Genomic DNA, 7904 nt, shown 5'->3' with positions numbered 1-7904 from the left:
TTTAAATAAGCTGCCGCCTGCAAAATACAGACAGCAGCTTCAGAAAGTTGCCTAACCTTTTTTAAAATGTCCTTTACAAAGGGTACATATTATAGTGAGGTAGCCCTTTTTAACATTAGCATTAAAGTGAATTTTATAAATGTTCCGATAAAATGATGAAACATTCCGATAAAATCTGAAATTATTCCGACAAATCTCAAAATTGTTCCGATAAAACACAAATTTATTCCGATAAATCTCTCAACCCCACTTAAAAGCCCTAATTGACGGCGTCTAAAAACATAAGTTTAGGCATTACTTTTCAACCCTTTAAATAAAAAATATATTTTTTTAATAATTACTGTAACTTTTATTAGACTTAATCGTACTAATTAATAGAATCTAAAACTAAGAGCAAAAATGATTAGTAAGATTCACTTTCGCGAAAAGACCAGGGCTCACTTTATTGCTGAGATCCTGGTCTTTTTGTATTTGTTTCTAAGAAATGTTTTTAAAGCTGCTCTTACTCAAATAACAGCGATATCATTTTTTACTTCTTTCAGTAAATGTTTTGGTAGCGAAAGCAAAGCGTCAGCTACAAATGTTTTATGTAGCGAAAGCAAAGCGTCAGCTACAAATGTTTTGGTTCTAACTACTTGTTTCATTTACTATCGACTCCATCTTCTTTCACCAATGTGATATCACGTAGTCCCTTTATAGATATTGCCCCCGCTAAAGCGATAGAGACTTTTAATTCATCATATAAATTCGTCATTACTTTTTCGACTCCTTGCTGTCCTTCTAATGCAAGTCCGTAGAGGAAGGGACGACCAATGGCAACAGCATCTGCTCCTAAAGCGAGTGCCTTAAGAGCATCCATACCACGATACACACCGCTATCTAAAATAACAGGAATTCGTCCTTTTACAGCTTTCACAATGTCAGGAAGAGCATCAAGTGAACCAATTACGCCATCCAGTTGGCGACCACCATGGTTTGATACGATAATACCGTCAATGCCGTTTTCTATAGCTAGTTTTGCGTCTTCAGGATGTAAGATCCCCTTCAGTAAAATAGGGAGATTAGAACGGCGCTTTAATTCACGTACATTTTCCCAATTTAATGTCGGGTGGAAAATATTTTGCAACACGCCCTGTACATATGACTCAAATGAATCATCTGGTAAGGAAGCGGTAAAAACGGGGTCATTCATATAGTTTCCTCGTGCATATCCAAGCTTTAATGGCGAAAACTGATTGCGAACATCTTCTTCACGCCAGCCAAGCATGACTGTATCTACAGTTAAAACAATAGCCTCAAAACCAGCAGCCTCGGCTCGAGCGGCCATACTATAGGCAATTTCCTCATTTGTTGACCAATATAATTGAAACCATTTAGTAGCAGTGGGAGCTGTTTGTGCCACATCCTCAAGTGCATAGCTTGAAACTGTACTTTGAATATAAGGAATTTTTAACTGATCCGCTGCACGTGCCACGGCAAGCTCACCTTCGTCATGCGCCATTTTGTTCATGCCAACAGGAGCAAATAAGAATGGCGTTGGATGTACTTTTCCGAACAGCTCAATCGATGTATCAATACTTGAAACATCCTGTAAAAAGCGTGGAATAATAGAGTATTTTTCAAAGGCTGCGCGGTTATTTCGTAATGTTTGCTCACCCCCAGCACCTGAACGGATATAGCCAAACGGACCAGCTTCCATTTTTTCTGCGACTGCCTTTTCTAAATCTGCAAAGCAAATAGGGAAGGGGGCTTGTGCATTTATATTTTTTAACAGTAGATCGCTGTGTGTCGTCTTTGTCATCGTAATCCTCCTATTAATCTTTCTTTAGTTTCGCAGCGAAGCGATTACCTATTGATTGAATAATCTGAACAAGGATGATTAAGATAAACACTGTCGCATACATCACATCGACCTCATAGCGTAAATGACCGTAACGATATGCAAGATCACCTAAACCGCCAGCACCAACCATACCTGCCATTGCTGTTGCTCCAATCAGACCGATTGTGGCAATTGTTAAGCCTAAAATAATGGATGGGCGAGCCTCACGTAGTAAGACATTCCAAATGATGTGACGACGTTTAATACCCATTGCTGTATAAGCTTCCACAACCCCTGGATCAACTTCCAAAAGTGCTGTTTCCATAAGTCTTGCAATATAAGGCGCTGTATAAACAACAAGCGGCACAATAACACCTTTTACACCAATCGTTGTGCCAACGATGATCTTTGTGAACGGTAAAATGAAGAATAGTAAAATAATGAATGGTACCGAGCGAATCATATTAATAAATAAATTGAAAAATTGATAGAGAAATTTATTTTCAAATGATTGCCCCGGGCGAGTTAAAACGATTAAAAGCCCTAAAGGGATCCCAATTAAAATAGAAAAGAATAATGAAATCCCGACCATTTGGAAGGTTTCGATAATCGATTTTCCAATAACATCTGACCAGTCTGCAAAGAAACTTTGAATGCTATTCATTTAATTCGCCTCCTAATTCCTCAACAGATACCCCATTTTCTGTAAAATACGTAAGTGCTTTTTCTACGATATATGCCTCACCGTGTAGATGCACGACAATATTACCGACAATGCCGTTTTTTAATTCAATGATATTGGCTGTTAAAATATTTGGTTGTACATCATAAACTTTGCTCACTTCTGCAAGTAAAGGTTTCCCTGTACTTTCGCCAAGGAATGTTAAACGAATAACTCTTCCCGAAACATTTAATTGCTCGATAAGGGAAGGCGATAAATTACGTTGAGAAATGGTATTTAAAAATTTTCGTGTCGTTGGATGCTGAGGCTTCGAAAATAGCTCTATAGCAGAGCCATATTCCACAACTGTCCCTGATTCAAGAACGGATACATCATCGCAAATTTTTTGAATAACATTCATTTCATGTGTAATGAGTAAAATAGTGATGCCCAGCTCACGATTAATTTTCAAGAGAAGCTCAAGAATGGCGTCAGTTGTTTCAGGATCGAGAGCACTTGTCGCTTCATCACTGAGCAAAATCTCAGGCTCTTGAGCAAGGGCACGTGCAATAGCGACACGTTGCTTTTGCCCCCCAGAAAGCTGGCTAGGGTAGCTATCTAATTTCTCTGTTAGGCCAACAATTTCTGCATATTTTGCAACGCGGTTTTTCACTTCAGAGTCGTTATAGCCTAGAAGCTTTAATGGTACCGCGATATTGTTGTAAACAGTCGCTGTTTTCAAGAGATTAAAATGCTGGAAGATCATCCCGATTTTTTGACGTGTTTTGCGAAGGTCGTTTAGAGAAAGGGAAGTAATATCTACATTGTCGATCAATACTTTTCCTGTTGTTGGACGCTCTAATAAATTAACACAGCGAATAAGAGTACTTTTTCCTGCACCACTGTAGCCAATAACTCCATGGATTTCACCTTTTTTGACATGCAAGTTAATACCATCTACTGCTTTGACGATATCTTTTTTAGTTTTAAATTCTTTTGTGATATTTTCTAATTGAATCATACTGTGATATCTCCTTTCTAAGCCCTTCTATAAAGCAAGAATCTGCTAGTTTTCCGTAGGAGTCTCGCAGATTCTCGATTGTATGAAAGGTCCTTAATCGTCAATTACCAGCCCGGAATAACAGAACCTTTGAATTCTTCTTCAATAAATTTGCGTACTTCATCAGATTGATAAGCTTCAACGAATTTTTTGATTGTTGGGTCGTCTTCGTTTTCAGCACGGACTGCAATGTAATTCACATAAGGAGAGTCAGTAGACTCTAAAAGGATTGAATCTTTTTTAGGATTAATGCCAGCATCAAGAGCGAAGTTCGTATTAATAGCTGCTACATCTACTTCACTAAGCTGCTTCGGAATTTGTGCAGCTTCTAATTCAATGAATTTAAAATTCCTTTTGTTTTCTTCGACATCGCGAATAGATGCTGTTAAGTCTGCACCTTCTTTTAATTTAATGATGCCTGCCTCTTGAAGGACAAATAGAGCACGAGCCCCGTTCGTTGGATCATTTGGTAACCCGAATGTTGCACCATCAGGAACCTCATCGAATGATTTATATTTCTCAGAGTATATGCCCATAGGATTTAAAATTGTTTTTCCTACTGGCACTAAATCTGTTTTGTGATCTTTGTTAAATGCATCGAGGAATGGCTTGTGTTGATAACTATTTACATCAAGATCACCCTCGGCTAACGATGTATTTGGTAAAACATAATCAGAGAAAGTTTTTAGTTCAACCTCTAAGCCATTTTCTTTGGCAACTTTTGCAACAACCTCTGCAATTTGTTCGTGTGGACCAGAAGTCACACCTACTACAATTTTATTTTCATTAATAGCCTTACCTTGACTACCTTTATCTTCTTTAGTACCGCAGCCTACTAATGCTGCTACTAATGTGAGACTTGCTAAACCTAATAAAAATTTGTTTTTCTTTTTCATGAGACATACCTCCAAAGTTGTTTTATCGGTAGTTAAAAATAAAAAAAACTCTCTTATAAACTAAGAGAGGCTCATGAAAAAACGTCCTCTCTTATCTATCAAACGATGATCGTTTGCAGGATTTAGCACCTTCCTTAAAAAAAGGAGGTTGCCGAGCTTCATAGGGCCAGTCCCTCAGCTACTCTTGATAAGAGATTTATATTATTTTTTTGTAAATCCGATATACCTAATATAGATTATAGGATATAGTAAGTCAATTGAATTTTTAAAATATTTTATTTTGCTATACTATTTAGTCGAAAAAGAGTCCGCTAGAAGAAGGGGTAGGGCAACTAAAAAAGATAGGAAATGAAAAACTGTTCTTATAGCAAGTTTGAGCTAATGGAACAGTTTTTCGATAGAGTCTACTTAGGTATGGGGATATGTTCATGAGCTAAATAGGTTTAATTTTTCAACTCTACTGATTGCTTCACGTAAGCGTTCTTCACTAACAAGTAAACCGACCCGCACATAGCCTTCGCCATATTCACCAAAGCCATTACCTGCCGCTACTGCGATATCAGCTTTGTCGAGCAATACATCAGCAAACTGCTCGCTCGTATAACCTAATGGAACAGGGAGCCATGCAAAGAAAGAACCCTTCGGTGCGGTTACGTGCCAACCAATTCGCTGTGCTTCTTCGATAAGAATATTTCGTCGCCGCTCATAAGTCGCTCTTAGCTCATCCGCGCAATCCTGAGATGCTGTAAGGGCAACCGCTGCTGCTTGTTGCACAGCGGGGAATTGACTACAAAATAGATGATCTTGAATAAGGTTAATGGCTGCAACAATATCAGGGTTACCAACTGCAAAACCAATGCGCCAGCCTGCCATATTATACGTTTTGGATAATGTATACATTTCGATACCGACATCTTTTGCACCGTCAGCTTGCAGGAAACTGATAGGTTTATTGCCGTCAAATCCAATCGCCCCATAGGCAAAATCATGTGCTACGATAATGTTGTGCTCTTTTGCAAAGCGTACTGTTTCCTCAAAAAATTCAAGTGTTGCAGTACCACCAGTTGGGTTATTCGGGTAATTCAAGTAAAGCAGCTTCGCCATTTCTTTTACTTCATCGGATAAAGCATTATAATCGGGCAGGAAATTATTTTCTGCAAAAAGCGGCATGACTTCAAAATTAACATCGCCTAATACGACACCAGATAAGTAATCTGGATACCCTGGATCGGGTAACAGCATTGTATCCCCGGGGTTTAAAACGGCTAACGGTAACTCAACAAGACCGATTTTCGTACCACCGAGAATAGCTACTTCTGTTTCAGGATCAATGTCAACATTGTATTCACGTTTGTAGAAGTTTGCTGCTGCTTGGCGTAATTCTGCTATGCCACGAAATGGAGAGTATTTATGATTTTGAGGATTTTCTGCTGCCTCCTGTAATGCTTTAATAATGTGTGAAGGAGTGGGTTGGTCAGGATTACCTTGACCAAGATTAATAACATCACGCCCTTCAGCTAGAGCAGTGTTTACTTTTTGCACAAGTGCTGCAAAAAATTGAGTTGGAAGTTGCTGTAGTTTTTTTGAGAATTCCATCCATGTTCACCTTTTTCAGAATATAATAATTATTAAAGATATGAAGCAAATAGTATTACTTTTTTTACTAAATGTCTATAGCCATCATATAAAAGAAACAGCGAATAGAGAACGACCAGTACCGTTTTATAACCGGCTTAAGGAAAGTGTTGGTCGTACACAGATGTAGTTTTGTAATATAGTTTGATAATTTATAAAAAAACACATTAAGGAAAGTATGGTGTAATCATGTGATAGAAGTGAATAAGGCGTTGATCAAATGACCGCATAGACTTTTTCTTGAAATGGATTTTATCCACTTATATTTTTTAAAAAAGGGGAAGGTAGATTATGAATACGGAAGCCATATTAGAAATTTTATTATACAAATTAGAAGAAGGTACTGGAAATGAATTTCACAAAATAATGGTAGAACAAAGTATTCCTCTTCACGAAAAAGAAAAAATGAAAGTTATTAGTTATGGTCAATCTTTACATAACCCTGATTCGTATTATTTAATAAGGGAATATGAAAATAGTAAACATTTGGAGAACTCACAACGAAAATTTTATAGTAATTCTGAGTGGTTAAATGGTCCAAGAGAGCAAATCATATCTAAGATTAAAACTAGTACCCAATCTATTATACCTAAAACCAGTCTAGAATATTTATGACATAAATGAAAACTACTAATTAATAGTCTTCTTGAACTAACGAGAACTTTGGTTGAATATATCATGAAAAGGCCACTCCATGATGGGTGGTCTTAATTGTTGTTTTTATTAGAAGAAAGACCACCTTTTTATGGATGGTCCACAGTGAAAAATAGGCGACTTCAGGAGACCCAAAAGTGACCAAGCGACTGAAGAAATCTAAATTAGACTACTTTTAAATGTAGTATAATGAAATTCACAAAAGCATAAATGCAGTGAAACAAACGCTTTTGTAAGTGTTGAAAGTTGTTTGTACATTAAATCTAAAAGGTATTACTTTTTTTACTAATTGTCTAGAGGAGGAATAACAATGAAAATCGGTTGTATTCAATTAAACGTAGGCTTTGGCAAAGTAGAAGAAAATTTTGCTCGCGCTGAGGACAAAATTCGTGAAGCGGCAAAACAAGGTGCAGAAATTATTGTACTACCGGAAATGTGGAATTCAGGCTATGCACTTGAAAAATTACCAGAGCTTGCAGATGTGGATGGAGAACGTTCGAAAGCATTTTTATCAGGTTTAGCGAAAGAGCTTGGCGTACATATTGTTGGTGGCTCTGTTTCAACGAAGAAGGGCGATAAATTTTACAACACGATGTATACGTTTGATAACAATGGTGAGTTAGTAGGTGAATATAACAAGGCACATCTTTTCCGTTTGATGGACGAGCATTTATATTTAGAAGCGGGCGATGAAATGAATCGCTTTGCCCTAGGTGATATCGAGGCTGCAGGCGTGATTTGCTATGATATTCGCTTCCCAGAATGGCTACGTGCTCACGCCTTAGAGGGAGCAAAGGTATTGTTTGTACCGGCGCAATGGCCGACACCACGTATCGACCATTGGAAAACATTGTTGCAAGCACGTGCCATTGAAAATCAATGCTTTGTGATCGCTGTTAATCGTATTTCTAGAAAGGTAGAAAACTTCAATGGTCAATCAATGATTATTCAACCATGGGGCGAAGTGCTTTGGGTTGGCGCAGAGGATGAAGAAGTCGCTGTCATTGACGTGGACTTCTCGATTGTCGATGAAGTACGAGGCAGAATTCCAGTTTATGACGACCGCAGACCAGGATTATATAGCGGAGTAGTTACCGAAAATTAAAATCTGATAGCACGCTCAAGGAACAAAGCAACCTTGAGCGTGCTAACCAATCAACACCACCGATAAACCCC

The 7904-nt window shown here is 38.0% G+C and carries 8 protein-coding genes and 1 riboswitch; of the genes, 2 read left to right on the top strand and 6 right to left on the bottom strand.

Annotated features, from left to right (window positions below):
- Positions 1-506: 506 nt before the first annotated feature.
- The 6 genes from ACFCYJ_RS16550 to ACFCYJ_RS16525 form a co-directional block, all read right to left on the bottom strand.
- A complete protein-coding gene (locus ACFCYJ_RS16550) occupies positions 507-644 on the bottom strand; it encodes a hypothetical protein (RefSeq protein ID WP_376075093.1) in 138 nt (45 codons plus the stop codon).
- Positions 641-1801 carry an alpha-hydroxy acid oxidase gene (locus tag ACFCYJ_RS16545; RefSeq protein ID WP_376075091.1) on the bottom strand — a complete coding sequence of 387 codons (1161 nt, stop codon included), beginning with the start codon at positions 1799-1801 and terminating at the stop codon, positions 641-643. The genes ACFCYJ_RS16550 and ACFCYJ_RS16545 overlap by 4 nt, the downstream gene beginning before the upstream one ends.
- Before the next feature lie 13 nt (positions 1802-1814).
- Positions 1815-2486 carry a methionine ABC transporter permease gene (locus tag ACFCYJ_RS16540; protein WP_376075089.1) on the bottom strand — a complete coding sequence of 224 codons (672 nt, stop codon included), beginning with the start codon at positions 2484-2486 and terminating at the stop codon, positions 1815-1817.
- Complete coding sequence (locus tag ACFCYJ_RS16535) at positions 2479-3504, bottom strand: methionine ABC transporter ATP-binding protein (RefSeq protein WP_376075087.1); 1026 nt, start codon at positions 3502-3504, stop codon at positions 2479-2481. Before ACFCYJ_RS16535 ends, ACFCYJ_RS16540 begins: the two co-directional genes overlap by 8 nt.
- 104 nt (positions 3505-3608) lie before the next feature.
- Positions 3609-4439 carry a MetQ/NlpA family ABC transporter substrate-binding protein gene (locus ACFCYJ_RS16530; RefSeq protein WP_376075085.1) on the bottom strand — a complete coding sequence of 277 codons (831 nt, stop codon included), beginning with the start codon at positions 4437-4439 and terminating at the stop codon, positions 3609-3611.
- An 88-nt stretch (positions 4440-4527) separates the two neighbouring features.
- Positions 4528-4633, bottom strand: a riboswitch (SAM riboswitch).
- Positions 4634-4865: 232 nt separating this feature from the next.
- Positions 4866-6035, bottom strand: a complete 1170-nt coding sequence (locus ACFCYJ_RS16525) for a pyridoxal phosphate-dependent aminotransferase (RefSeq protein ID WP_376075083.1) — start codon at positions 6033-6035, stop codon at positions 4866-4868.
- Positions 6036-6365: 330 nt separating this feature from the next.
- Here ACFCYJ_RS16525 and ACFCYJ_RS16520 point away from each other — a divergent pair, with 330 nt between their 5' ends.
- Complete coding sequence (locus tag ACFCYJ_RS16520) at positions 6366-6689, top strand: hypothetical protein (RefSeq protein ID WP_376075081.1); 324 nt, start codon at positions 6366-6368, stop codon at positions 6687-6689.
- 349 nt (positions 6690-7038) lie between these two features.
- A complete protein-coding gene (locus tag ACFCYJ_RS16515; protein ID WP_376075079.1) occupies positions 7039-7833 on the top strand; it encodes a carbon-nitrogen family hydrolase in 795 nt (264 codons plus the stop codon).
- Positions 7834-7904 lie beyond the last annotated feature (71 nt).

It is taken from the genome of Lysinibacillus sp. NPDC056232, assembly GCF_042267565.1.
Classification (GTDB): Bacteria; Bacillota; Bacilli; order Bacillales_A; family Planococcaceae; genus Lysinibacillus.
This window is presented reverse-complemented; position numbering and strand designations above follow the sequence as displayed.

Coding starts and splice junctions, on each gene's coding strand:
- ACFCYJ_RS16550 (WP_376075093.1), bottom strand. CDS start 644: ATGAAACAAGTAGTTAGAACCAAAACATTTGTAGCTGACGCTTTGCTT.
- ACFCYJ_RS16545 (WP_376075091.1), bottom strand. CDS start 1,801: ATGACAAAGACGACACACAGCGATCTACTGTTAAAAAATATAAATGCA.
- ACFCYJ_RS16540 (WP_376075089.1), bottom strand. CDS start 2,486: ATGAATAGCATTCAAAGTTTCTTTGCAGACTGGTCAGATGTTATTGGA.
- ACFCYJ_RS16535 (WP_376075087.1), bottom strand. CDS start 3,504: ATGATTCAATTAGAAAATATCACAAAAGAATTTAAAACTAAAAAAGAT.
- ACFCYJ_RS16530 (WP_376075085.1), bottom strand. CDS start 4,439: ATGAAAAAGAAAAACAAATTTTTATTAGGTTTAGCAAGTCTCACATTA.
- ACFCYJ_RS16525 (WP_376075083.1), bottom strand. CDS start 6,035: ATGGAATTCTCAAAAAAACTACAGCAACTTCCAACTCAATTTTTTGCA.
- ACFCYJ_RS16520 (WP_376075081.1), top strand. CDS start 6,366: ATGAATACGGAAGCCATATTAGAAATTTTATTATACAAATTAGAAGAA.
- ACFCYJ_RS16515 (WP_376075079.1), top strand. CDS start 7,039: ATGAAAATCGGTTGTATTCAATTAAACGTAGGCTTTGGCAAAGTAGAA.